Origin of the sequence: Xanthomonas cissicola (assembly GCF_008801575.1) — a bacterium.
Taxonomy (GTDB): domain Bacteria; phylum Pseudomonadota; class Gammaproteobacteria; order Xanthomonadales; family Xanthomonadaceae; genus Xanthomonas; species Xanthomonas cissicola.
Genome location: NZ_VZPL01000035.1, coordinates 1 through 26307, shown reverse-complemented (window position 1 = coordinate 26307; position 26307 = coordinate 1). Strand labels below are relative to the sequence as shown.

Genomic DNA, 26307 nt, shown 5'->3' with positions numbered 1-26307 from the left:
GCATGCACGAAGACACCGCCACCGTGACCGAATTGGTCACCGCCATGCGCCGCGGCGCACTCGACCTCAACGCGGTCCTGGCCGCGCTGGGCAGGCGCGCTGCAGTGCCGGAGGCCGAATACCGCGCCGGGGTGGAAACGCTGTGGACGCTGCAACGCCAGCACCTGCTCGACGATGCCACCGTGACCACCCTGGTGAGCCGGCTGGATGCGTTGCGCGATCGCGCGCCTGCGATTGCGCCTGCGCCTGCGCCATCGGCAGCGCAGGAGCCAACGCCCACGCCAACCGTGGTCGACGACGATGCCACGGTGGTGATGCCACAACCGGGCCCGGCGCGCATGGCCGAAAACGACATCACCCGCGTGCAACCGGCGCAGCCCGTGTCCGGTGATGCACCCAGCCTCACCAGCCTGGGGCTGGCCACGCACCCCAACCTCGGCACGCAGACCGGCACTGGCACTGGCACTGGCACTGGCACGGCCGGTACCGCCAGCCTGTCCAGCTGGCAGCACCTGGCCGAAGCAGCCGGCGGCGATCATGCCGGTGTCGGCAGCCTGCTCAAGGGCCGCTTCCAGCTCGAACGCGAACTCGGCCGCGGCGGCATGGGCGTGGTGTATCTGGCGCGCGACGAACGCAAGGTGGAAGCGCGCGACCGCGACCCGTGGCTGGCGGTCAAAGTGCTCAGCGACGAATTCCGCCGCCATCCCGACGCACTGGTCGCATTGCAGCGCGAAGCGCGCCGCTCGCAGAAACTGGCGCACGACAACATCGTGCGCGTGTACGACTTCGACAAGGATCGCACCCTGGTCTTCATCACCATGGAATACATCGACGGTTGCGATCTGAAAACGCTGATCCGCGAGCAGGCCTACAACGGCATGCCGCTCAAGCAGGCCTGGCCGCTGATCGATGGGATGGGCCGCGCGCTGATGCGCGCGCACGCGGCCGGCATCGTGCATTCGGATTTCAAGCCCGGCAACGTCATGGTCACCCGCGATGACGTGGCCAAGGTGTTCGACTTCGGCATTGCGCGCGCCGGCAAACATGCGGCCGAGGTGGCGGGCGAACAAACCGTGTTCGATGCGGCAACGCTGGGCGCATTGACGCCGGCCTATGCCAGCCTGGAAATGATTCGCGGCCAAGCGCCCACACCGGCCGACGATCTGTACGCGCTGGGCTGCGTGTGTTTCGAATTGCTGACCGGCAAGCACCCGTTCGACAAACTCAGCGCCGAAGTGGCGCTGCGCGAAGGCCGCCGCCCGCGGCCGGTGCCGGGCCTGACCCGTCGCCAGTACGCCACCTTGTGCGCGGCCGTAGCGTTCCCGGCTGCGCAGCGGCTCACGCGCGTGGACCAGTTGCTCGACGGCCTGCGCCAGGTGCCGCTGCGCGAGCGCGCGCTGCCAATGATCGGCTATGGTGCCACCGCACTCGCATTGGTGGGCGTGGGCGGGTGGGGCGCATCGCGTTATCTGCATCAACGCCATCTGGATGAGGTCATCGCGCGCTTCGGTGCGCAGGACCCGCAGCACTACCGCGACGAAACCCAGGCCATGCAGGCGCTGTCCAGCCTGAGCGCAGACGACCGCCGACGCGTGCTGATGGACCGCAGCGACCTCATCGAAGATTTCCTGCTGCGCCGCCTGGACGCGCTGTGGAATCCGGCCAACGGCCGCGACGATTACCGCGGCGCGTTGCAGGTGTTCGCCTTGCGCGACCGGCTGCGGCTGTATTCGCCCGCGCTGGATGCGCGCCGCCAGGCCATCGAACGCGAAAAGAACCAACGCCTCAACGCGCTCGACACCACGCTCAACCGCCAGCTCGATGCCGGGCTGTTGTTCCGCACCCAGCCCGACAACGCGCTGGCCACGCTCGATCAGGTGCGACGCATCGATCCGGGCAGCAGCCTGCTGCGCCATTCCGCGCTCGAAGTACGGCTGGACGCGGCCATCGCCGAGGCGGTGGCCGCCGGGCAACTCACCACCGCGCGGACCGAAGTAGAACAGGCGCGCGCAGCCTTCCCGGACTCGTTGCGCCTGCAGTTGCGCAGCGCCGAGGTCGGCGTGGCCGAGCAGCAAGTCAGACGTACACCGGTTGCCGCCACGCCGCGCGATGCGGACAGCGCACGCACGGCGCTGGCTGCCGATCTGGCAAACCCCAGTACCGACCCTGCCTGGCGCGCGCGCATCGACGCCGAACTGGCCGCACTGCCGGCGGCCGAGCGCAGCAGCCAGGGCAGCGCGCTGGCCGAGGCCATCAGCACGGCGGTCGCCGCACAAAGCGACCCCGCACAGCTGGCTGGCGCGCAGGCGCTGGTGGATTTCGGCCTGGGCCTGGCCCCGCGATCGGCCAGCCTGCTGGCCCAGCGCATGCGCCTGCAGACGCTGGAGCACCAGTTCGAACAAGCGCTGGCACGCGAAAGCGCCGAGGCCGAACTGGCCGCGCGGATCGAATCGCTGCGCCGCGCCGCCGCCGCCAACGATCTGGGCAAGACCCGCGACGCACTGGCGCGCATTCGCACACTGCAACCGGGCCATCCGCTGTTGCGCAGCGAAGGCCCGCAACTGCTCTCGCAGGTGTATCGCAATGCCGCCGGCGATGCGTTCGCACAGGGGCGATACGCCCAGGCGGTCGACCTGCTGAGGCAAGGGTTGCAGACGCTCGGCCAGCGCGCCGAACTGCGCAGCGCGCAAACCCGTTATGCGGTGGCCGCCGCAGTGATGACTGCTGGCGCGCTGCCGCCCAGCGAACGCCAGCAACTCGCCGGGCGCCTGCAGACGCTCTATCGAACCGATGCCACCGCGCTGGCGCAATTGGAGGCGCAGATGAAGGCGGCCGGCCAATTGCCGGAAGGCTCGTTGTCGGCGCGTCTGCAACGCGCGCCCGCCGCCGATGCGCCGGCCGACGACAGCGTGCCGCCAGGCAGCGCCACCGGGACAGCTACGCCTGCCGTCGGCGCAAAACCGGCGCGCGACAAATCCGCTGCCAGGCCTGCCGCCGCCACCCCGACCACTGCGCGCGACCCCTCCACCGCTGCGGCATTGCCCGCCAACGTGGACGATGCCGACAGCCTGCCGCCGGTGCCCACCGGCCCGGATCCCTGCGCTGGCCTGGCCGGGCGTGGTGCGGCGTGCTTCGACACACTCGGGCAGACCCGCGCGCCGATGCTGGTGGTGATCCCGGCCATCGCCGGCGGCAAGCCGTATGCGTTGTCGCGCGGCGAAGTGGCGGTGGCCGATTTCAACCTGTTCTGCCAGGCCACCGGCCGCTGCACCGCCCAGGCCGCCGCCACCCCGGAACTGGCGCGCGCGCCGGTGCGCAACATCAGCCTGACCCTGGCGCAGGCCTATCTGCGCTGGCTCACCATCGGCAGCGGCGGCTGGCGTTACCGCCTGCCCAGCGATGCCGAATGGCTGCATGCCGCGCAGGCGGCCAGCAACTGGCGGCAGGCCGAAGACAGCAATTGCGTGCCGCCCAACGCCAGCGCTGGCGATGCTGCGCGCGCACCGGTGTCGGCGCGCGGACGCGATGCCAATCCCTGGGGCCTGATCAATCTCACCGGCAATGTCTGGGAGTGGGTGTCGACCGGAACAGGCGTGCAGGCGCGCGGCGGAAGTTTTTCCAGCTACTGGTCCGATTGCACGGTGCAGGCCAGCCGTGCCGACAACGGCTCGGCGCAACCGGACGTGGGCCTGCGCGTGCTGCGGGAGCTGCCATGAGCGCTACCCCGCCGTCGCCCACCGCTGCAGCTGCGCACCCGGCCAATGCGCAGCTGCAGGCGCTGGCGCTGGCCCATCAGCAGGGCCAACTCGACCGCGAGCAATACCGCGCACGCCGTCGGCGCGTGCTGGACGCCGCCCGGCAGACCCAGGGGGTGACCCTGCGCAACGCCTTGCCGAGTTCGTCTGATGCTCGGACGAGCCCGCTTTCGGGGTATCGGGTCACACGCAAACTGCGCAGTCAGGTGGTCGCAGTCTTCGTAATTGTGATGACCATCGCAATAATCTTGCTAACATTGCATAAATGTACGTCAGGGTTTGATCGACGTTCAGCAAGTGGCGAGGTCAGACACGCCACCCGCTGTGCAGTGGCCACTGTGGCGCCTGTCTATGCAGCGGGACACGTCGGCCATGCGCAACAACGGATGGTCTCAGGGGAAATGGACGTATGCGTATGACGTGTCTGGCCGCGGCGGTGTCCGCGTGCCTTCAGCTGGCCGCACCCGCGTGGGCGCAATCGCCGACCGATGCCACGGCTGCTGCGCAGTCCGCAGCGGCGGTGCCGGCCATGAAGGACCGGACCGATGCGGTCACCCTGCAGGTGCGCGGCTTTCGCGTGCGCGATGTGGGCCACTACCCGGAGGCCGGCATCGACCCGCCCCGCATGCAGGCCGTGGCCGACGCTGCCTTCGCCGAGCTGGCCCAGGGCCAGCCGGTGGTGGCGTTGCGCTTCGACCAGCTCCAGGCGGTGGCCGATGCCATCACCCGCGCCTATCGCCAGGCCGGCTTCATCGTCAGCACGGCCTATCTGCCGGCGCAGACGCCGGGGCCCGATCAACTGATCGAGATCCGCGTGCTGGAAGGGCGCATCGGCCAGATCAGCGTGCAGGGCGCCGCACGCTACCGCGGCAACGCCTTGTCGGCACCGCTGCGCCAGCTGCAGGGCCGCCCGCTGCGCAAGCAGGACGTGGACGCCGCGCTGCTGTATGCGCGCGATCTGCCCGGGGTGTCGGTGTCGTCGGTATTGCAGCCCGGCCAGAAGGAAGGCGAGACCGACGTGGTGCTGGTCGCCAGCGAGGCCGCCCGCCCATATGTGATCACCCTGGGCGGCAACAACTACGGCACCGAGCTGACCGGCCGCTATCGCGCCCAGGCCGGCATTACCTGGAATAGCCCGCTCGGCCTGGGCGACGTGTTCGCCGCCAACTACGCCTATTCGCTGGCGCCGCAGCAGAGCCAGATCGGCGCGCTGTCGTATGGCTTGCCGATCGGTAGCGTGTCCGGCCTGAGCGCGGTGATCGGCGCCAGCCGCAGCGAGCTGGAAGTGCGCAACGGCGTGTTCGCCCGGCTTGGCCTGAAGGGGCCGACCTCCATCGTCTACACCGGCGCCGACTGGAAATTCATCAACAGCCAAACGCTGCAGTTGCAGGGCTCGGCGCGCTATCTGCGCGAGCAATCCAAGCTCAGTGCGCTGGGCATGCAGTTGTCCGACCAGCAGTTCGATGTCGCCGAACTGGGCCTGTCGTTGCGGCGCACCGATCTGCGCTGGCGCGGTGTGGATCTGCTGCAGGTGAGCGTGCGCCAATCCTTGCGCGACCGCTCGGCGCCGGTGGACCAGATCAGCCCCGGTCGCGACAGCTATTTCACCATCGCGCGGCTGGCCTACACGCGCCTGCAATACCTCACCCGCACGCAGCGGCTGTACTTCAAGTTCAACGGCCAATACAGCGACGATACGCTGACCCCGATGGAGCAGTTCGCTGTCGGTGGGCCGGACAGCGTGCGCGCCTATCCGGTCTCCGATGCATTGGGCGACCGCGGGTATTACACCGCGCTTGAATACCACATCGACGCCCCCGGTTTTGCCGATGCCGCATCGCCGTTCAATGGCCGGCCCTGGCGCGAATTGGTGGAGCTGGATGTCTTCGCCGACCACGCCCGCGTGTTCGCCGCCAATGGCCGCCTGGCACCGGCCAGTTTCGATGCCGCCGGCGTGGGCCTGACCTTCCGCTTGCCGCAGTACGCCAATTTCGAATGGCGCATCAGCGCCGCGCTTCCGACCGGCGCGCGCAATGCCTCCGACGGACGCGACGACGCCCGCATCTACACGCGTTTCGGCTTCACTTTTTGAGGGATCTGCGCATGCACGCCACCATCCATCCCGCGACCTCGCCGCGCACGCTCCCGTTGCGTCATCGCCCGCTGGCCCTCGCGCTAGCAGCTGCGCTGATGGCCATGCCGGTCAGCGGCCTGGCCCAGGTGGCGGCCAACCAGCTGCCCACCGGCGGCAGCATCGTCGGCGGCACCGGCACCATCAACGCTGCCAGCGGCACGACCCGGGTTGTCGACCAGACCTCCTCGCGCATGGCGCTGACCTGGTCGGCGTTCGACATCGGCTCGGCCGCGACGATGACCTTCAACCAGCCAACGACCACCTCGGTGGTACTCAACCTGGTGCAGGGGGGCAACCCCACACAGATCTTCGGCAACCTCACTGCCAACGGGCAGGTGTTCCTGCTCAACAGCAACGGTGTGCTGCTCGGAAGCACCGCCAACATCAATGTCGGTGGCCTGGTGGTCAGTACGCTGGGCACCAGCGTGTCCCAGTTCATGAACGGCAACTACGTCTTCGACGCCGGCGGCAATACCGTGGCGCTGGTCTCCAACAGCGGCACCATCAATGCGGCGGCCGGGTCGGCCACGCTGATCGGCGGCCGGGTCGCCAACAGCGGCACCATCACCGCCACCGCCGGCAACATCACCCTCGCCGGTGCCGACGCAGCCACGCTGACGTTCGAAAGCGGCGGCTTCGGCGTGCTGATCGACAAGCCGCTGCAGCTGAGTCTGGCCACCGAAGCGGTGGACAATTCCGGCACCCTGAGCGCGCCAGGCGGCGCGATCCAGCTGCAGGCGCGCGCGGCGCAAGGCATCTTCGATCGACTCATCAACAACAGCGGCACCATTCGTGCGTCGTCGCTGTCCACTGGTCCCGACGGCAGCGTGTCGCTGATCGCCTCCGGCGCTGGCAGCTTCGATGTCGCCGGCGGCGGCAGCATCGATGCCGGCACCGGGGCCATCACCCTTAGCACCGGTCGCGGCGTACAGCAGACCGGCATCTACACCGCCGGCAGCCTGGGTGGCTTTATCGGTGGCAGTGCCACCTTCAGCGGGGCCAACAAGATCGGCAGCCTCGGCAACCTGGACGTAGGCGGCAACCTCAGCCTGACCAACACGGTCGCGTTGTCCCAATCCGGTTCGCTGGCGGTGACGGGCACCAGCCAGTTCCTGCAGTCCGGCAGTGCGCTTTCGTTGACCAACGGCGGCAATACCTTCGGTGGCCTGTTGAGCGCCAGCGGCAACGGCATTGCCGTGAACGCGGCAGGCAATCTCTCGATCGGCACGTTGAACCTCGATAGCAACAGCGCGCTGTCGTTAAGTGCCACCGGTGCATTGACGTTACCGACAACGGCGATCAACACCGGCAGCAATAACCTCACCCTGGCCAGCGGCGGTGGCCTCACCACGCGCGCTGCGTTGGCCGGGACGAACGTGGACCTCACCGGTCGCGGCGGCATCGCGCTGGCGCACGACGTCACTGCGACCGGCACGCTGAAATTGACCGCCACCAATGCTGCGATCACCCAAACCGCCGGCAGCGTGGCCGCCACCGGCACCAGCACCATCAATGCCGGAACCGGCGCCATCACGCTGGACGGTGCGAGCAACGACTTCCAGGGTGCGGTGGCGCTGACCGGCGGCAACACACGCATCAGCGACAGCGGCGCACTGACCTTGGGTGCGGTGAACAGCAACGATCTCACCGCCACCAGCAACGGCGCGTTGAACCTGGGCAGCGGCCGGGTGGGCGGTGCGTTGCTCGCCACCAGCAACAACGGCGCGATCACGCAGTCGGGAACCGATGGCTTGACCATCGTCGGCACCAGCGACCTCACGGTCGGCACCGGTGCGATCACGCTGAACAACAGTGGCAATATCTTTGGCGATCTGGTCAGCGCGACCGGGCGCGGTATCTCGTTGAACGCTGCCGGCACTCTGTCGATCGGCACCTTGAGCCTTGGCAACAACAGCGCACTGTCGCTGCGTGCCACCGGTGCATTGACCCTGCCGGCAGCGGCGATCAACACCGGCAGCGCCAACCTCACCCTGTCCAGCGGCGGCAGCCTCACCACGCGCGCCACGTTGGCCGGCACGAACGTGGACCTCACCGGCACTGCCGGCATGACTCTGGGGCATGACGTCACTGCAAGCGGCACGCTGGCACTGACCACGACCGACAGCGCAATCACCCAGACCGGCGGCAGCGTGACCGCCACCGGCACCAGCACCGTCAGTGCCGGAACCGGCGTCATCGAACTGGACGAAGCGACCAACGATTTTCAGGGCGTGGTGACGCTGACCGGAGGCGACACCCGCATCGCCGACACTGGCGCGCTGACGCTGGGTGCGCTGAATACCGGCAACCTCATCGCCACGAGCAACGGTGCGTTGAACCTGGGCAGCGGCAGCGTCCGCGGCACGCTTGCTGCGACCAGTGGCAACGGCGCCATCAGTCAGAGCGCCGGACTGATCGTCGATGGCACGGCCATCCTCAACGCCGGCAGCGGCGTCATCGCGCTGACCGAAGGCAACAACAATTTCCGCAGCGACGTGAGTCTGACCGGCACCGGCATCAGCGTGGTCGATCGTGACGACCTGCGCGTCTCCTCGATCAGCAACGGCACCAATGGCGCCATCGCCCTGACCGCCGGTGGCGCACTCACGCTGCCCACGCAAAACCTCAGCACCGGCACTGGCGCGCTCAGCCTGATCGCCAATGGCGGTGCATTGAGCACGAACGGCAGCTTGAGCGGTGGCAACGTCAGCCTGAGCGCGCGCGATGGCGTGGTGCTCAATCACAACGTCACCGCCAGTGGCAGCTTGGGCCTGACTGCCACCACCAACGCGATCTTCCAGAATGCAGGAGTGCTCGACGTCGGCGGTCTTGCTACCGTCGATGCCGGCAGTGGCGCCATTTCGCTGACAGGCGATAACGATTTCAAGAACGGCCTTGCACTGACCGGTCGCAATATCGCCGTGGTCGATGCGAACGATCTCAGCGTGGTCTCGCTCACCAACGGTGGCGCCGGCACCATCGCGCTCACCGCAGGCAACTCGCTCACGCTGCCTGGCAGCGGATTGACCAGCAGCGATGACCTGACGCTGCGCGCAGAAAACGGCACGCTGACACTGGGCGGCGATCTCGTCGGCAATGCGGTCTCGCTGTTCAGCGCCAACGCACTGACGCTGGCGACCGGCATCGACAGCAGCACGTTGTCGGTGTCCACCAGCAACGGCGCGATCAACCAGACCGCAGGCGCCTTGCGTATCGGTTCGACCTCCAGCGTCAACGCCGGCTCCGGCGCGATCGCGTTGGGCAGCGCCGGTAATCACTTCGGCGGCGCAGTGAGTCTGACCGGCAACGATGTGTCGATCCGCGACAGCGGCGCCTTGACGCTGGGCACGCTGAACACCGGCAGCCTCACCGCGACCAGCAATGGTGCATTGAACCTGGGTAGCGGTCGCGTTGCCGGCACGCTTGCTGCGAGCAGCGGCAATGGCGCCATCGGCCAGTCCGGCGGACTGATCGTCGATGCTGCCGCCACCCTCAATGCCGGCAGCGGCGCCATTGCGCTGACCGATGGCAGCAACGATTTCCAGGGCGCCATGCGCCTGACCGGTGCCGGCATCGCGGTGCGCGACAGCAACGATCTCACGCTCTCGACGTTGACCAGCAACAACGGCGGCACGATCGCGCTGACCGCGGGCGGCAATCTGGCCCTGCCAGGCACGACGTTGAACAACGGCAGCGGCAACATCGATCTGATCGCCAACCACCTGAGCCTGTCCGCAGCGTTGCTTGGCGACGAAGTGAGCCTGCGCGCCAACAGCGGCTTGACCTTGGGCCAGAACATCACCGCGCGCACATTGTCGCTTGCCAGCAGCAATGCCGCGATTACGCAAAGCGGCGGCGCACTGCTGGTCAGCGGCGCCACCACGGTCGATGCAGGCACGGGTGCGATTTCGTTGCTGCAAGCCGGCAATAACTTCGACAGCGTGCGCCTGACCGGCAACGGCATTGGCGTGACCGACGGCGACAACCTCAGCCTCGCCGCACTGACCAGCACCGGCAATGGCGCGGTCGTCGTGACGGCCGGCGGTACCTTGAGCCTGCCGTCGCAGGCTATCGCGGTCGGCAACAGCAACCTGACCCTGTCATCGAACGGCGGCGCACTGAGCACGGCCGCAGACCTGGGTGGCAACGACGTGACGCTGTTCGGACGCGACGGCCTGACGCTCGGCCACACCGTCACCGCCAACACGCTCGCCCTGCGCAGCACCAATGCCGCCATCGCGCAGAACGCCGGCGCACTCGCCGTGGTGGGTGCCAGCACCGTCGATGCCGGTAGCGCCAGCATCGCGCTCAACGGTGGCAGCAACCGCTTTGGCGCTGGCATCAGTCTCACCGGCACCGGCATCACGGTGGCCGATAGCGGCAACCTCACCATCAATGCCTTGAATGCCGGCGCCAACGGCACCATCGCGTTGACCGCCGGCGGCGCACTGAATCTGTCCGCGCAGAACCTGGACACCGGCACCGCCGATCTTGCCCTGATCGCCAACGGCGGCAGCATGAGCACCGGCGGCGACTTACGCGGCCGTAACGTGACCCTGTCCGCACGCGACGGTCTCACCATCGGCCACACCATCACCACCACCGACGCGCTATCGCTGAGCAGCAACAACACCGCGATCACGCAGACCGCCGCGGCACTCAACGTTGGCACCACCACCACCGTCAATGCAGGCAGTGGCGACGTCACGCTCAACATCGCGGGCAACACCTTCAACGGCGTGGTCAATCTCACGGCAGGCGATGTGCAGATCGCCGGCAACGTACTCGGTTTCGGCACGCTGTCCACCAATGCACTCATCGCCAACAGCAGTGGCGCATTGAATCTCGGTCGCGGTGTGGTGCGTGGCGCGTTGAACGGCACCAGCGGCAATGCAGCGATCACCCAGAGCGGCGGGTTGTCGGTCGGCGGTGCATCCACGTTGAATGCCGGCAGCGGCGACATCGCCTTGACCGATGCCGACAACGACTTCGTCGGCGCGGTTGCGCTCACCGGCAATGCCATCGCCGTGCAGGATCGCAACGACCTCAGCATCGCTGCGGTGCGCAGCGGTGCCAACGCGGCGATCGCGCTGGTCGCGGGCGGTGACTTGAACCTGCCGGCCAGCCAGATCGACGCCGGCACCGGCGCGCTGACGCTGACAGCCAACGGCGGCACCTTGCGCACTGCCGGCGCGTTGCGCGGTGGCACGGTGCAATTGACCGGCGCCAGCGGCATTGCGCTGAGCAACACGGTCACGGCAAGCAACGCGCTGCGCTTGAACAGCACCAATGCCGCCATCACCCAGACCGGCGGCGCATTGCTGGTCGCAGGCGACACCGCGGTCGATGCCGGCGGCGGCGCCATTGCCCTGGAGGCGGCGGGCAACGACTTCCAGGGCGTGCTCGCCCTGACCGGCGGTGCAAGCAGTGTGCGCGATGCCAATGCCTTGACCCTGGGCACGCTCAACACCGGCGACCTGCAGGTCCGCAACGGCAGTGCGCTGAATCTGGGCGTTGGCCTGGTCAATGGCGATCTGGATGCGGCCAGCAACGGCGGCGCCGTCACCCAGAGCGGCGCCTTGACCGTTACCGGCAGTGCCCGCATCGATAGCGGTGGCGCCGCCATTGCATTGACCGATGCCGGCAACGATTTCCAGGCGGCGGTGAGCCTGAGCGGCGGCACGGCCAGCGTGCGCGATCGCAATGCGCTGGTCCTGGGCAACCTGGATGTCGATGCACTGGAGGTCGCCAGCGGCGCCGGCCTGGATCTGGGCCAGGGGCGGATCGGCGGTGCGCTGGTGGCACGCAGCGGGAGTGCAGCAACGGCCAACGCCAGCACGGTCGTTGCCCAGGCGATCGCCGTGCCTGCGGCCACCGCTGCCGGCATCGCCCAGCAAGGCGCATTGACGGTGGTCGGCAGCAGCCTGCTCGATGCCGGCACCGGCGCGATCGTGCTGGATGCGGCCGATAACGACTTCCAGGGCACGGTGCAGGCGCGCGGCAGCAGCATCGCCATCGTCGATCGCAACGACCTGGCGGCGACTGCGCAAGCCAGCGATGCCCTGCGTCTGCAGGCCGGTGGTCAGCTCGCTACCGCCGGCACGCTCAGCGCCAACGCCATCGCCCTGCGCGGCGGCACCGGCGTGGTACTCGGTCACGACATTGGAGGCGCCAGCGTGGCCTTGAGCAGCGGCGGGGCGATCACCCAGGACGCCGGCAACCTGCGCGCCGGTCAGCTCAGCGGCAGCGCCGCCGGGGCGGTCGCGCTCACCGGCAGCGGCAACGCCATCGATGTGCTCGGTGACTTCAGCGCGCAGGGCCTGGATGTGCTCAGCAACCGCACATTGCTGGTCAGCGGCCGCGTCGCCGGCGGCCCCTCGCTGCGCCTGCGCAGCGGCGGCGAATTGCAGCTGAGCGGCCAGCTCAGCGGTGCCACCAGCTGGTTGCAGGCCGCTGCCGGCATCGGCCAGCGCGCCGGCAGCGCGATCACCGCCACCCTGCTCAGCGGTAGCGCAGGCGGGCCAGTGGCGCTGGGCGATGCGGCCGGCTTCATCGATAACCGTGTCGTACGCCTGGGCGACTTCGTCGCCAGCAACGGCTTCAGCTTCACCAACGGCGGCGACCTGCTGCTGGTGCTGGCCAATGGCAGCAGCTACAGCGTGGATGCCGGCAACAGCGCGATGTTCCTGTCGGTACGCGGCAATCTGTTCCAGGACGGCCGCGCGCCGTTGCGCAACGCCACCGGCACCTTTGCCGCCACCGGCCAGATCGGTACGCAGCAGAACCCGATCTATGTAACCGGCACCGGCACCGGCACCCAGACCGTGGCGGCGATCGGCGCGCCGCCGGCGTATTTCAACGCCACGGCGGTCGATGGCAGCCTGCTCGATCTGGCCGGCGCCTCCGGCTTCAATGTGCCGGCCTCGGCGTTTGCGGGCCGTGCGCAGAGTTCGGCCAGCCGCACCGTGGCCTTCGTGGACCTGTCGGCCAGCGGTACCCCGTACCGCGCCTTCGGCCTGGTCCGCCCCGGCCTACGTCTGCCCGACGACCAGCAGCCGGCCTGCGATGCCGGCGATCCGGACGCAGTCTGCAGCCCCGAGTGATCTGCCTGCCGCCGCTTACCGCGGCGGCTCCCCCGATGGAGGCCGTGCCATGCAAGACGACAGTTCCCTGGAGACCCTGCTGGCGCCGCTCGGCGACGACGCCCCGGCCGGACCGGATCTGGAATACGACCCGGAGTTCCTGCGCCTGGAGCGCGAATCGGCGGTCCGCGCCGAGCGCGCGCTGGGCGAGAGCGTCATCGCCGCCGAAGAACCGGACTGGGACAAGGTACAGGCGCTGGCGCTGGACCTGTGCCGGCGTAGCCGCGACTTGCGCGTGGCCGGCAGGCTCGGCGCCGCCTGGCTGCGCCTGCGCGGCCTGCCGGGCTGGGCCGACGCGCTGGCGTTGATCCATGGCCTGCTTGAGCGCCATTGGGACAGCGTGCATCCGCAACTGGATGTCGACGACGACAACGACCCGACCTCGCGCATCAATGCGCTGGTCGGTCTTAGCGACCCGATGGGCCTGCTCGGCGCGCTGCGCACCACCGCGTTCGTGCAGTCGCCGCGGCTGGGCCGCTTCAGCCTGCGCGATCTACGCGTGGCCAATGGCAGCATCAAGCTGCCCGACGGCCAGAGCGGCCCCAGCCTGGCCGAAATCGAAGCCTGCTGCCAGGACTGCACGCCGGAAACGCTGGCCACCTCTGCCCATGCCATTACCGAAGCGCTGCGGCAGGCGCGCGCGATCGATGCGCTGCTGAGCGAACGTGTCGGCACCGCCGCCCCTGACTTGCGCCCGCTACTGACCGACCTGCGCGATCTGGAGCGCTTCGTGCTGCCGCACTGGCAAGCACGGCAGGGCATCTCGGCGATCACCGAAGACGGCGAGCAGACTGCCGGCGAAGGCCACGCCGTCGCCTCGGCAACCAACGCCACGCGCCGCAACGACGAGATCGCCGGTCCCGAGATGTGAAGCAGCGGCTGGAAGAGATCTGCGCCTATTACGCCCGGCACGAACCGTCCAGCCCGGTGCCGATGCTGCTGCGCCGCGCGCAACGCCTGGTCGGCGCCGATTTCCTGGCCCTGATGAAGGAGCTGGCCCCGGCCGGCATCGACGAACCGCAACGCGTCACCGGCCCGCTGGAAGACAGCTAAAGCTGCGCAAGCGCCCGGCAGGCCGAGCAAGCTGGCCAACTGGTGCACCGGACCGGGCGCAGAAAGCCGAGCGGTGCGCCCAGCCAACTGGAAAAACGCTGAGCCACGCGCCCAGCCGTGCCGTCACCGCAAAGCAGCAGAACTGGCGGCGCACGACGCCGGCATGCGAAGAACTGTACCCAGGCCTCAGTCAGCCATCTCTACAAGCAACGCCGCAACGCACCTAACCCACCAAACCAGAGATCAAAAACAAAGCCACGGAACGTCTCCGACCCGCGGCCCCTGCTTTACGAATCCCCAATCCCCAATCCCCAATCCCCAATCCCCAATCACCAATCCCCAATCACCAATCACCAGCTATAAAGCTGCCAATACACCTTGTTGACCTTGTCCCTTTCCGCGTCGGTATGCCCGTCGTGGTCGCGGTCGTACAGGAAGTAAGGCGCCCCACGCGCCGGCGTCACCCGCACCATTTCCAGCTGACCGTTGACGCGGTATTCGTCGACCTTGTCGCCGTTGCCCATGGTCTTGCTGGTGACATCGGCGCCAGCCGGGATATCGCCACCGGCGCGGTCGCCGCCGCTGGTGGCACAGCCGCCGAGCAGCAGGAACGGCAGCAGCAAAAGACGTGCTTTGTTCATTGTCGTTATCCGTATTGAGCGTCGGCAAGTATGCGCTGGCGCGGTGTGCCCTGGGCGTGCAGCGTAGAATTGGGTCATGAGCAGATTAGTCCTGATCGACGGGTCCAGTTACCTGTATCGCGCGTTCCACGCGCTTCCGCCGCTGACCAATGCGCAGGGCGAGCCCACCGGCGCCTTGTTCGGCGTGGTCAACATGCTGCGCGCCACCTTGAAGGAGCGCCCGGCCTACATCGCCTTCGTGGTGGATGCGCCCGGTAAAACCTTCCGTGATGACTTGTATGCCGACTACAAGGCCAACCGGCCGTCGATGCCCGACGACCTGCGCGCGCAGGTGCAGCCGATGTGCGACATCGTGCATGCGCTGGGCATCGACATCCTGCGTATCGACGGCGTGGAAGCCGACGATGTGATCGGCACGCTGGCGCTGCAGGGCGCCGCCGATGGCCTGGCCGTCACCATCTCCACCGGCGACAAGGACTTCGCCCAGCTGGTGCGCCCGGGCATCGAACTGGTCAACACCATGAGCGGCAGCCGCATGGATTCGGACGCGGCGGTGATCGCCAAGTTCGGCGTGCGGCCGGAGCAGATCGTGGACCTGCTGGCGCTGATGGGCGACACCGTCGACAACGTGCCCGGCGTGGAAAAGTGCGGCCCCAAGACCGCCGCCAAATGGCTGGCCGAATACGACTCGCTCGATGGCGTCATTGCCAATGCCGACAAGATCAAGGGCAAGATCGGCGACAACCTGCGCGCCGCGTTGCCACGGCTGCCGCTCAACCGCACGCTGGTCACCATCAAGACCGATGTCACCCTGGCCAGCGGCCCGCGCGCGCTCGACCTGCGCGAGCCCAATGCCGAGGCGCTGGCGGTGCTGTATGCCCGCTACGGTTTCACCCAGGCGCTGCGCGAACTCGGTGGTGCGGCCGCTGCCCAGGCGGGCCTGCTGGCCGAGCCGGTGGCGCTGGGCGCTGCTGCTGCCACTGCGCGCACCGAGCCGGGCCGCGCGCGCGGCACCGGCTTCGTCTCCGGCCCCGTCAACGCAGCGGTGGATCTGGATCCGTCGCTGTCGACGCCCGGCCAGTACGACACCATCCTGACCCAGGAGCAGCTCGACAGCTGGATCGCGCGGCTGCGTGCCGCCGGGCAGTTCGCCTTCGATACCGAAACCGACAGCCTGGACCCGCTGCAAGCCGATTTGATCGGCCTGAGCGTGGCCGCCGAGCCTGGCCAGGCGGCGTACCTGCCGTTCGGCCACAACTTTCCCGGCGCCCCGGTTCAACTCGACCGCACCCAGGCGTTGGCGCAGCTGGCGCCGCTGCTCACCGACCCGGCCGTGCGCAAGCTCGGCCAGCACGGCAAGTACGACCTGCACGTGATGCGCCGGCATGGCGTGGAACTGGCCGGCTACGCCGACGACACCTTGCTGGAGAGCTTCGTGCTCAATTCCGGCAGCGCCCGCCACGACATGGATAGCCTGGCCAAGCGCTATCTCGGCTACGACACCGTCAAGTACGAAGACGTCTGCGGCAAGGGCGCCAAGCAGATCCCGTTCGCCCAGATCAGCCTGGAAGACGCCACCCGCTATGCCGCAGAAGACGCCGACATCACCTTGCGCCTGCATCGCGTGCTCGGCCCCCGCCTGGCCAGCGAACCGGGCCTGGAGCGCGTCTACCGCGACATCGAAATGCCGCTGGTGGACGTGCTGGCCCGCATCGAGGCCAACGGTGTGTGCGTGGATGCGGCCGAACTGCGCCGCCAGAGCGCGGACCTGTCCAAGCGCATGCTCGCCGCCCAGCAGAAAGCCACCGAGCTGGCCGGGCGCACCTTCAACCTGGATTCGCCCAAGCAGCTGCAGGCCCTGCTGTTCGACGAGCTCAAGCTCCCTGCCGTGGTCAAGACGCCCAAGGGCCAGCCCTCGACCAACGAAGAGGCGCTGGAAGCCATCGCCGACCAGCACGAGCTGCCGCGGGTCATCCTGGAATACCGTGGCCTGACCAAGCTGCGCAGCACCTACACCGACAAGCTGCCGGAGATGATCCACCCGCAGTCCGGGCGCGTGCACACCAGCTACCACCAGGCCGGTGCCGCCACCGGGCGGCTGTCCTCCTCGGATCCGAACCTGCAGAACATCCCGATCCGCACCGAAGACGGCCGCCGCATTCGCCGCGCCTTCGTCGCACCGCCCGGACGCAAGCTGATCGCCTGCGACTATTCGCAGATCGAACTGCGCATCATGGCGCACCTGTCCGGCGACCCCGGGCTGGTGGGTGCGTTCGAGTCCGGCGCCGACGTGCATCGCGCCACGGCCGCCGAAGTCTTCGGCCGCACCATCGACAACGTCAGCGCTGACGAACGCCGCGCTGCCAAGGCGATCAACTTCGGCCTGATGTATGGCATGAGCGCCTTTGGCCTGGCCCGCCAGCTCGGTATCGGCCGCGGCGAGGCGCAGGATTACATTGCGCTGTACTTCAGCCGTTACCCGGGCGTGCGCGACTTCATGGAAACCACCCGCCAGCAGGCGCGCGACAAGGGCTATGTGGAAACCGTGTTCGGCCGCCGGCTGTACCTGGATTTCATCAATGCCGGCAGCCAGGGCCAGCGTGCCGGTGCCGAGCGCGCCGCCATCAACGCGCCGATGCAGGGCACCGCTGCGGACATCATCAAGCGCGCGATGGTCAAGGTGGATGGCTGGATCGCCGACCACGCGCAACGCGCGAAGATGATTTTGCAGGTGCACGACGAACTGGTGTTCGAAGCCGATATCGATTTCGTCGACACGCTGCTGAGCGAGGTCACCACGCGCATGGCGGGCGCTGCTGAATTACGCGTGCCGCTGGTGGTCGATTCGGGCGTTGGCGATAATTGGGACCAAGCGCATTGATGCGGCGAATGGCAGCGATATGCTGAATACGCAGATCAGCAATAATCCGTTCCAAACATAATGTGAATTCAGCTGAGTTAATGGAATGAATACCCCCTAAATTCTACATTTTTTTAACAGTCATCTTCACGATCCATCAATGTGGAAAATGTTGTTATATCCCTCGACGGGCGCAATGCCTGTCGGCAGATCTCTCCCATCCCCTGGAGCAGATCTCGGAGCGGAAACTCCTCCCCAAGTTTCCGTTCCCTGGCCCCGCCGACCTCCCCCTGGTCTGCGGGGCTTTTTTATTTGTGTCTTCCCAATGATGCCGCAAGCACTGCAGGGTCGGTTGCGATGCGGTGTGCCTCGGCGTGCGCAGGCGCGCGGCATGTAGCGACATGGTCAGAGGTCCCGCGCAGGCGACGCATTGGCTTGCGCCAGGCGCCACTGCAGGCTGCGTTGCAGGAAAAATGCTATTCAATTGGCCGCGCGCGATTGGCCGCGCGCGGCGATGTAGAGGTCATGCTGCGACGGCGGTATGGTGACCCTCTCAGGCATTCAGACTTATGGGTCGTGCCACCGCGCGCATTCAGCTATCGGCTTACCGTTGTTGCGTTGCACACGCTAGCCCTGCGCGCTTGCCGGACACGCTCCCGATGCCGGCGATGGTTGGCGAGTTTCATCCTGCTAGGGAGCAGGTCGCCTTGCGTCGCGCGATCCGCGCCTTTGCGGCGCTGTCGCCGGCGGCGTGGCGCACCGATGACGCACAGTCGATCGAGCCGTCAGCAAGTAGCGCACTTGCTCGCGACGCGCGCTGGAACGTATCGGCCACGACCACAGCCTGCATGCAGGTCCGTTAGGATGACACGCCTTACAGCGGCGTCTTCATCAACCCAGCCAGTCCCGTGGGATCAGGTAATCGGCCAGGCGCGCTTCCGCGCTGCCTGGCTCCGGCGTAAAGCCGTACTCCCAGCGCACCCGCGGCGGCAGACTCATCAGGATGCTCTCGGCGCGCCCACCGCTTTGCAGACCGAACAGGGTGCCGCGGTCGTAGACCAGATTGAATTCCACGTAGCGCCCCCGACGGTACAGCTGAAACTCGCGTTCGCGCTCGCCATAGGGTGTGTCCTTGCGACGCTGCACGATGGGTATGTAGGCATCCAGAAAGCCATCGCCCACTGCGCGCTGGTAGGCAAAGTCGCGCTCGAAGTCCTGACCCAGATCGTCGAAGAACAGCCCGCCCACGCCACGCGTTTCGTTGCGGTGGCGCAGGAAAAAATATTCGTCGCACCAACGCTTGTGCGCGGCATAGCGCTCTTGTCCAAACGGCACGCACAGCGCCTGCGCAACGCGGTGCCAGTGCTGCACGTCTTCATCGACGGTATAGAACGGGGTCAGGTCGAAGCCACCGCCAAACCAGGCGGCCACCACCTCGCCATCGCGCTCGGCGCGGAAGTAACGCACGTTCATGTGCGTGGTCGGGATATACGGATTGTGCGGATGGAACACCAGCGAGACGCCGCATGCACGCCAGGTCGCACCGGCAAGCTCGGGCCGGTGCGCACTGGCCGACGGCGGCAGGCGCGTACCGGACACATCCGAAAAACCGATGCCGGCCTGCTCGAACACCGCGCCGTCGCGCAGGATGCGGGTCCGGCCACCGCCGCCTTCTTCGCGCTTCCAAAGATCCTCGGCGAAGCGTGCCTTGCCGTCGGCAGCTTCCACAGCGGCGCAGATCCGGTCCTGCAGGTCGGTCAGATAATCGCGTACACGGTCGAATTCGTTCATGTCCCAATTCTAAGCCGTGCACTCCGCGTGGTGCATCCCGCGCAAGCGCGCCCGTTTGTCGCAGTGCGATGCGGGGATGCTGGTGCAGTGTCCTCCGCAACGATGGGTGCACGGCGTGTGCCGCGAGCGATGCGGGCGCCGTACAGTCGACCTGGGCTTGAAGATCGCCGGGCAACCGCACACGCAAGCTCTCAGTTTTTGATGCGCAACTGGCAAGCGAGGGGTATTTCGTTGCAAGGCAGCTGATCTGCTGCAGCGTCCTTGCCCGTTCCCAAGTCACTCAGGTTGCGAAAACTCCGCGCGGACAGCGGGCGTGCACAACCGCCATGCCAGGACCGCATGCACGCAGCCGATCGCCAGCGCACCCAGGCCGGTGAGGACCAATGCCATCTGCTGGGTGGCCTGCAAACGTGCCTGCATCTGCGGCCATTCCGGGCTTTGCAGCACATCGGCGGGCAGCAGCGTCTGTACGCCGTCGAACAATGGTCCAATCAACGCCAGTCCGCCGAAATTGAGCACTCCGGTCACCAGCAACACCGCCACGAAGCCAAGCCTTGCCCACTCGCGCCGCTGCAGCAGCGCCCAACTCAACCAGCAGAACGCAGCCGAGAGCACAACGCCGGCCACCGATAATGACAGCGCGTGATCGATCAGCCATTGCCAGGAGTGGGGCAGGGTGATGCCTTCGGGCAGGCCTAGCGATGCCGCACCTGGCGTCAGTGCGATCATTGCGATCTGCACCAGATTGGCCAGCACGCCGACCACCCCCAGCAACAGGGAAACCCACGCCAACGGAGTGACGAAGCCACCGCGCTGCCGCGCCGATGCTGGCTGGACGGCGCTCATTGCAGCGATGCGATGTGGGCAGCCACCATCGCCTGCCCGGGGGGATCCAGCGCCGGTTGCAGTTGCGCGTACCACTCGGGCACTGCATCGGCTGGCAGGCATTGGCGCAACAGCGGCGTACTGCGCTCAAGAAAGGCTTCGAGAAACGGCAGCCCGCGCACGTACAGGAAGTGGCTGTCGGTGATGGACATGCCGGCGTATGCCTCGCGCAACCATTCCAGATGCGGCAGCGCGTGCGCCCCATGGCCGGCGCGGGTGAGCGCGGTGAGGAAGCTGGTACGTGCGGTGGCGGGCGAGGTGGACCGCTCCTGCGCGTTGAGATCGTCGAAGATCAGCAACCACTGCTCGCCCTGCGCGATCTCGTTGCACATCACCGAGGTGGTTGCCAACTGCAGTGCGTTGTGTGCGCTGGGCTCCAGCTCGTACAGCGCCAGCCAGTACGGGTAGGCTTCGCGATAGCGGTCCAGCGCGCTCAACGACAGCGCGCACAGGCGCTGCGCATCGGCCCCAAGGTGGAGCTGCGTCTGCGCAGCGTTGTAGGCGCCGACATGGTCGCCGCGCTGAAACGCGCTCAGCGCCGGCTGCAGTGCGGGGTCGATCTCGGCCCCCGCCTCCGAGGCGTCTGCGGCAGCGACAGGCGCTGCCGTCGGTGCTGTGCGCGGCGTGTTTGCCGCAGTGCTCTTGCGTCCAAACAAACGGTCCCACAGGCCCATCGCTTCTTCCTTCCCTGCGCCCGTGGTGAGTGGAAGCGCCATCATGCCGGCGGCGCACCGGTCATGCGGCGGACCGGTGCAGCAACGCGCGCGCAGCGAGGGCGCGTTACCGGTCCTGCGCCAAGCTTAGAGCCACTTGCGTAGCAACAGGTGAGTGCGAAGCAACCGACGCGCCGGTGTTGGTTTGCCTACGCACGTGCTGCATTGTTGATCCCGCTCGCAGGGCCGTCGCTGGGGATGGCCGCATCAGGAACGTTGTGCGCCGTTGGTCAGGGCGGATCGTGACTGCGAGCTGGCCTGACCCCGGCGTCTGCGTGCAACACGCGCAACGCCCGAGCCCTGCGCGTGTCGTCCGCTTCCATCCAGGGACAGACACGCGCAGTTTCGCCGGCTTTAGGGTTTCACCTGCTCGTTGAACAGTTTGAGGATGCGCTTGTACTCGTCCAGCCATGAATCGGCACGCGTAAAGCCGTGGCGTTCCAGCGGATAAGGCGCCACCTGCCAGTTGTCCTTGTGCAGCTCCATCAACTTCTGCGTCATGTCCACCGAATCCTTGAAGAACACGTTGTCGTCGATCATGCCGTGCGCGATCAGCAGATGGTCGCGCAATCCCTCGGCGTAGTTGATCGGTGAGGACGTCTTGTAGGCCTCCGGATCGAGCTCGGGCGTGTTGAGGATGTTGGAGGTGTACTCGTGGTTGTACTGCATCCAGTCGCCGACCGGGCGCAGCGCCGCCCCGGCCTTGAACGTGCCGGGGCTGCGGAACAGCGCCATGTAGGTCATGAAGCCGCCGTACGAGCCGCCATAGATGCCGACGCGTGCGCGATCGCCCTGCTTGGTGGCGACCAGCCAGTCCAGGCCATCCAGGTAATCTTCCAGCTCGGGGTGGCCCATGTTGCGATAGATTGCCGTGCGCCAATCGCGGCCGTAGCCTTCGGAGGCGCGATAGTCCAGGTCCAGCACGATGTAGCCCTGCTGCACCAGCAGGTTGTGGAACATCTGCTCGCGGAAATACGGGGTGTAGCGTTCGGAGACATTCTGCAGATACCCGGCGCCGTGCACGAACATCACGATCGGATACTGCTTGCCCGGCTCCGGCGTCTTGGGCCCGTAATACTTGCCCCACACCGTGCCGGCGCCATGTTTGGAAGGCACCTGCACGTACTGCGGCGCAATCCACGGCTGCGCCTTGAAGGCCGGCGTGCGCGTGTCGGTGAGCACGGTGGCCTGGCCACCTGCGGCCGGCACCACCGCCAGTTGCGTCGGCAGATAACTGCCGGAGTAGCGCACCAGCAACTGCTGCCCGTTGGGCGACAGGCTGTAGCCTTCCACGCCGTTCAACGCCGTGATCTCGGTGAGTTGATCGTTGCGCAGATCGAGCTTGCAGACTTCGTAATCGCCCGGCCATTTCTGGTTGCACAGGAAGAACATGCCGCTGCCATCGGCGCTGGGCACGGGCATCGACACTTCCCACTTGCCGCGCGTGCGCTGGCGCGGCTTGCCGTTGCCTTCCACGGTGTACAGCTGCGAATAGCCCGACTCTTCCGACAGCAGCCACAGCGTGCGATTGTCGGGCAGCCATCCGAAATCGTTGAAGTCCCAATTGATCCAGGCGCTATCGCTCAAACGGTGACGCGGCTGCAGCCTGGCGTTGTCCAGGTCCACGCTGGCGATCCAGCGGTCCTTGTTGTCCACCGCGCGAATTTCCACCGCCACGTTGCGGCCGTCATCGCTCCAGTGCACGGCCGGCCCGCTGCCGTCGCCATCGCTTTCCACGCGCACCGCGCGGTTGCCCTTGAGCGGGTCGCGCTTGGCGGCCTTGCGCAAGGCTGCCAGCGGGTCGGTGGCGATGCCGGGGAGCGGATCGAACGACAGCGATTTGGCTGTGCCCGCGCCGACATCCACCAGCCATAGCGCATGCGCTGCCGGTGCGTTGCGTCCCACACGTGTACGTACTTCCTGGAATTCTTCGTAACCGGATTCGGTCACGTATTTGGGCATCTTGCCGGCCTGACCTTCGTCGGCGCTCTTGGCCTGTGTGACCACCAGCAGATGGCGGCCGTCCGGCGACAACGCGCTGTCGACGATCTCCACCTCATCGCCCAGATACACCGGCGCTGCCGCACGCGTGGCATCGGCGCGGCGCCAGGCATCTTCCTGCGTGCGCAGCGCGTCGCGTTGCTCCTTGTCGCGGCGCAAGGTGGCCAGCGTCGCCAGTTGCTGCTCGCGCAGCACATCGGCCTTGGGGGCGGCGTTGGGGTCGCGCTCGGCCTTGACCACCGCCACCTGCGCGGTGCCGCCATCGGCGCGCCAGTGGTACCAGTTGTTGCCCGCGCGCCAGATCGCACCGCCGTCGCTGGCGAACTGCGGACGCGATTCGATCTCGTTGCTGCGGGTCAGCTGGGTCAGCGCACCTGGGCGCAGATCGCGCAGGAAGATGTCGCCGTTACGTGCGAACAGCATGCGCTGGCGGGTGGCATCGTAACTGGGGTTTGCCGCATCCAGGCCGGCGCGCGCGGTATCGGCCACACGTTCGGCAGTGCCACCGCCGGTGCCCTGGCGATAGGTGTCGCGCACCGGGCTGCCATCGCGCTTGAGCAGGTATTGCACCTGTTTGCCGTCCCATTGCCACCAGGCCTGATCCACCGACGGCCCGATCCAGTCCGGGTCGGCCATCGCCTGTTCGATGGTGAGCGGGGCGGCAGACTGCGCATGCGCAGCGGTGGCCAGCAGCAGAAGGGTCAACGGCAACAATCTAGGCATCGGACACGGCTGGACGCAAAGGAGCGCGCGCAAGCCTAGCAGTTCGCCTTCGTGGCAGGCTTGGGCCACAGGTCATGCGTGCGTGGCTGCATGCAGCCGCCGGTCACATCTGCTAGCGCGCGATGAGCGGGCGCGACCATGATCGAGCGCTGCGCAAGGCATGCAGTTGCAGAGCAAGCGGTACGCGGCATCAGCAAGGTAAGATGCGACAGCAAAATGAACACTTCAACTCCACGGCACTGGTAAATCCGCGCGCGACTGACGAGCGCAGACGAGCGCAGCGAAAATCTCGCGTGGAAAACCCACCTGCGCAGCCGCGCCGTACGACTGCCATCCACACCTGCAGCCGACCGGTGTATCGCAACGTCCAGCGCAACCACGCACTGGTGAAGACCCGCCGAGCGCAGAGATGATGATTGCCGTGCCGCACAAGGCGCGCGCGGTACACGCAACTGGCCCGTCCCCCATGCCACGCCCTGGCGGCGATCAACTCCGCGTGTCGCAGAGGAAAACCCCCGACTTGCCAGCAGCGCAGGTGGCGGCCAAGCTAGCGCGCTTTTGCGACCGTCGGTTTCCATGTCCAGCCTGCCTGCTCCCGCTGTTTCCCATCCGATGGCTGTTGGTGCGCCCGACGGTCCGCTGGCCTGGCGCGCGGGGCAGTCGGTCGATCTGGCGACCTTCATCGCACACGTGCACGGCCTGGCGCGACAGCTGCCCGCGGGCAGCCATGCGGTGAATCTGTGCGAAGGCCGCTACCGTTTCATGGTGGCGTTCTATGCGTGTGCGCTGCGCGGGCAGGTCTCGCTGCTGCCGTCTTCGCGCGCGCCGGCGGTCGTGGGCGAAGTGCAGGCGCGTTACGCCGATACCTATTGTCTGGGCGATCTGACGCTGGAGTTGGCGCCGCCGCGGTATTGGCAGCTGCCGGCCGAGTTGCCGCAGGCCCAGGGTCCGATTCCGCAGCTGGCCGACGATGCGCTGGTGGCGATCGGTTTCACCTCCGGCAGCACGGGCAGCCCGCAACCCAATCCCAAGACATGGGGCAGTTTTTTGACCAGCACGCGCCAGGATCTGGTCGCGCTGCAAAGCCTGTGGACGCACGCCGATGCCGTCCCGCACGTGGTTGCCACGGTGCCGCCGCAGCACATGTACGGCATGGAATTGTCGGTGCTGCTGCCGATGGTGACCACGCTGGCGGTGCACGCAGGGCGGCCGTTCTTTCCGGACGACGTGGCACGTGCGCTGGCCGATATTCCCGCGCCGCGTGTCCTGGTGACCACGCCGGTGCATCTGCGTGCGTTGGTCGAATCCGGCGTGGCGCTGCCGCCGCTGGCCGGCATCGTGTCGGCCACCGCGCCGCTGGCGCCGGAGATCGCCGCTGCCGCCGAAGCGCGTTTCGGCGGTGAGGTGCGCGAGATGTTCGGCTCCACCGAAACCTGCGTGTTCGCCGTGCGCCGCACCGCGCTGGAAGCGGCGTGGACGCCCTTGCCCGGCGTGCGCCTGGAAACCCAGGCTGCAGGCACGCTGGTGCATGCGCCGCATCTGGCCACGCCGGTGCTGCTGGCCGACATGATGGACGTGGCCGACGACGGCCGCTTCCAGGTGCGCGGCCGCCAGGCCGACCTGCTGGAAATCGCCGGAAAACGCGCATCGCTGGCCGATCTCACCCGGCGCTTGCTCGCCATTCCCGGCGTCATCGACGGGACCATCGTGCAGCTCGCGCCCGACCCCGGCCAGGCGGTCGGTCGCATCGCTGCGCTGGTGGTCGCCCCCACCCTCGACGAAGCCCAGGTGCTGGCCGCACTACGCGTCAGCGTGGACCCGGTGTTCCTGCCGCGCCGCCTGCGCAAACTCGCCGCCCTGCCGCGCAACGAAACCGGCAAGCTGCCGCGCGATGTGGTGCTGGGATTGCTCAACGGCTGAGCGTGACCTGCCGCGTGCGCGCGTCGTCGGGCGCTGCGTCTGTCAGGATCAGCTTGGCGATGGATGGCTGCAGACATAACGCGAAAAACGTGCCAGCAAGCGCGTTTGCTGCAGGGCTTCGAGTGTTGCTTCCACCTGGCAGCTCAGGCCATTGCGATCGGCGCAGCGTGTTGCCGCAGTATTCGCCGCCTCCAGCCGTGTGCGGGTGCGTGGGCGCAACTGCGCTTCAAAGGTTTCTTGCGCAAAATCCAGATCGCCGGGCGTGATCGATCTGGCCTGCCTGCCAGGGCACAGGCTGTCGGTCTGCGTCGCGAAGGTTTCGAATGACTGGCCGACAAGCAATTGGGGGCCGGCTGGAACGGACGCCGCCAATACGATCGCAAGCAACAACATGGTCGGCCTCTGCGCGCAATGCTGAGAGGCCAGCTTAGAAGCAGCGGTGTGCTGGCATTTGTCAGCGGCTGTCTAAGGAAGGTCTGAATAACGAGGCCTGAGAGTGCGGGATGTCGCGTCGTTCCGAAGAGTGGCGTTTGAATCTTTGGAATTTCGCCATTTCTGGCGCTTTCCGTGGGAATTTCCTGGTTTACAGGCGCACGCTCCCCATAGCCGGCAGCAACTGCTTTCGCTTCATCCACAGATTGGAGAGCGCAAACAAGGTCAGCACGTGTGCGGTGTTTTTGGCCAGGCCG

General features: G+C 67.1%; 12 protein-coding genes and 2 pseudogenes. 7 read left to right on the top strand and 7 right to left on the bottom strand.

The genetic code is table 11. From position 1 onward, the window contains the following. Positions 1-2 precede the first annotated feature (2 nt). The 5 genes and pseudogenes from F7R02_RS14985 to tssA all read left to right on the top strand — a co-directional run bounded on the left by F7R02_RS14985 (position 3) and on the right by tssA (position 14084). The gene (locus F7R02_RS14985; RefSeq protein WP_078588651.1) at positions 3-3716 is read left to right on the top strand and encodes a bifunctional serine/threonine-protein kinase/formylglycine-generating enzyme family protein; all 3714 of its coding nucleotides are present in this window, start codon (positions 3-5) and stop codon (positions 3714-3716) included. Then, positions 3713-4174: a hypothetical protein gene (locus F7R02_RS14980; RefSeq protein ID WP_003487364.1), complete on the top strand. Its 462-nt coding sequence runs from the start codon at positions 3713-3715 to the stop codon at positions 4172-4174. The genes F7R02_RS14985 and F7R02_RS14980 overlap by 4 nt, the downstream gene beginning before the upstream one ends. Continuing rightward, the gene (locus F7R02_RS14975; protein ID WP_078588649.1) at positions 4171-5847 is read left to right on the top strand and encodes a ShlB/FhaC/HecB family hemolysin secretion/activation protein; all 1677 of its coding nucleotides are present in this window, start codon (positions 4171-4173) and stop codon (positions 5845-5847) included. The genes F7R02_RS14980 and F7R02_RS14975 overlap by 4 nt, the downstream gene beginning before the upstream one ends. Before the next feature lie 11 nt (positions 5848-5858). After that, on the top strand, positions 5859-12992 hold the full coding sequence (locus F7R02_RS14970) for a two-partner secretion domain-containing protein (protein ID WP_078588647.1): 7134 nt from the start codon (positions 5859-5861) through the stop codon (positions 12990-12992). A gap of 49 nt (positions 12993-13041) precedes the next feature. After that, positions 13042-14084 (top strand): annotated as a pseudogene (gene tssA, locus F7R02_RS14965) (type VI secretion system protein TssA). A 350-nt stretch (positions 14085-14434) separates the two neighbouring features. On the opposite strand, the gene F7R02_RS14960 reads toward tssA, so the two are convergent. Continuing rightward, positions 14435-14725 carry a DUF2782 domain-containing protein gene (locus F7R02_RS14960; protein ID WP_003487371.1) on the bottom strand — a complete coding sequence of 97 codons (291 nt, stop codon included), beginning with the start codon at positions 14723-14725 and terminating at the stop codon, positions 14435-14437. A gap of 76 nt (positions 14726-14801) precedes the next feature. On the opposite strand from F7R02_RS14960, the gene polA reads away from it, so the two are divergent. Then, positions 14802-17606 (top strand): DNA polymerase I, encoded by a 2805-nt coding sequence (gene polA / locus F7R02_RS14955; RefSeq protein WP_151210118.1) that lies wholly within the window; start codon positions 14802-14804, stop codon positions 17604-17606. An 870-nt stretch (positions 17607-18476) separates the two neighbouring features. On the opposite strand, the gene hemF is transcribed toward polA, so the two are convergent. From hemF to F7R02_RS14925, 4 genes are all read right to left on the bottom strand, one after another. Further along, positions 18477-19376 (bottom strand): oxygen-dependent coproporphyrinogen oxidase, encoded by a 900-nt coding sequence (gene hemF, locus F7R02_RS14945; protein ID WP_078589725.1) that lies wholly within the window; start codon positions 19374-19376, stop codon positions 18477-18479. Positions 19377-19652: 276 nt separating this feature from the next. Beyond that, complete coding sequence (locus F7R02_RS14935; protein WP_078589724.1) at positions 19653-20222, bottom strand: hypothetical protein; 570 nt, start codon at positions 20220-20222, stop codon at positions 19653-19655. Further along, entirely contained in the window at positions 20219-20980 is a 762-nt protein-coding gene (locus F7R02_RS14930) for a hypothetical protein (RefSeq protein WP_425478533.1), read from the bottom strand. The genes F7R02_RS14935 and F7R02_RS14930 overlap by 4 nt, the downstream gene beginning before the upstream one ends. Positions 20981-21328: 348 nt before the next feature. Then, entirely contained in the window at positions 21329-23689 is a 2361-nt protein-coding gene (locus tag F7R02_RS14925; protein ID WP_139370913.1) for a S9 family peptidase, read from the bottom strand. A 585-nt stretch (positions 23690-24274) separates the two neighbouring features. Between F7R02_RS14925 and F7R02_RS14915 the strand changes: the two genes are divergently transcribed. Then, the gene (locus F7R02_RS14915) at positions 24275-25618 is read left to right on the top strand and encodes an AMP-binding protein (protein ID WP_172397223.1); all 1344 of its coding nucleotides are present in this window, start codon (positions 24275-24277) and stop codon (positions 25616-25618) included. A 48-nt stretch (positions 25619-25666) separates the two neighbouring features. On the opposite strand, the gene F7R02_RS14910 is transcribed toward F7R02_RS14915, so the two are convergent. Then, positions 25667-26011, bottom strand: coding sequence for a hypothetical protein (locus tag F7R02_RS14910; protein WP_005926459.1), 345 nt, complete (start codon positions 26009-26011; stop codon positions 25667-25669). A 190-nt stretch (positions 26012-26201) separates the two neighbouring features. Further along, positions 26202-26307 (bottom strand): annotated as a pseudogene (locus F7R02_RS14905) (IS5/IS1182 family transposase); the annotation flags it as partial.